The organism is Herbiconiux daphne, assembly GCF_024979295.1.
Taxonomy (GTDB): domain Bacteria; phylum Actinomycetota; class Actinomycetes; order Actinomycetales; family Microbacteriaceae; genus Herbiconiux; species Herbiconiux daphnes.
Map to the genome: position 1 here is coordinate 1 of NZ_JANLCJ010000600.1, position 583 is coordinate 583.

Annotated in this window: 1 protein-coding gene; it reads right to left on the reverse strand. The window is 46.8% G+C overall.

Going from position 1 to position 583, the window contains the following annotated elements; translation table 11 throughout:
• On the reverse strand, positions 1 to 407 hold a 407-nt coding region (locus tag N1032_RS26685; protein ID WP_259543684.1), incomplete at its 3' end, for a hypothetical protein.
• Positions 408 to 583 lie beyond the last annotated feature (176 nt).

Genomic DNA, 583 nt, shown 5'->3' on the forward strand with positions numbered 1-583 from the left:
GAGGACATAAGTTGTGGTAAAAGCTCTCCTAGCACCTTGTGCGTAAGCTTATTGGCTGCTAAACCAATGTCTTCCATCCCACGCAACATACCAGTTCCCCAAGCATTAGCTGCCATCATAGCATTGGAGCTATTTGGATTAGCACGTGGAGCTGTCATAGCATCCAGTTCTTGGCTCTGCCAACGAGTATGTGGGTTATGTGGAGAAGCACCATCCATACGCTGACCATTTGCATTGAATGCATCGTGTGCTTGACCAGATAATGGATTGCGTGTTCCATCTGGATTAACAGCACTCTCTTCCTGAACGTGATATGAATGATTATCAAACTCGTGGAATCTTTCATTACCATTCATTGGGAGTAAGGTTGGGTCTTCAACACCGTGATTACGTGCCCCTTCCTGCATCTCTAAGCGCCTTGCGTGAGATGTAACGTTATCAGATAGGTCAACGTGCGTCTGTTCGTGATAAGCGCTTACGTGAGCGTCTGCGGGGGTTATTGTGACGTCTGGAGTCTCAGTCTGTGAAAGATCTTCACTGTTGATATTCTCAGCGTGATGAGTCTCTTCAACTACTGGAGCAC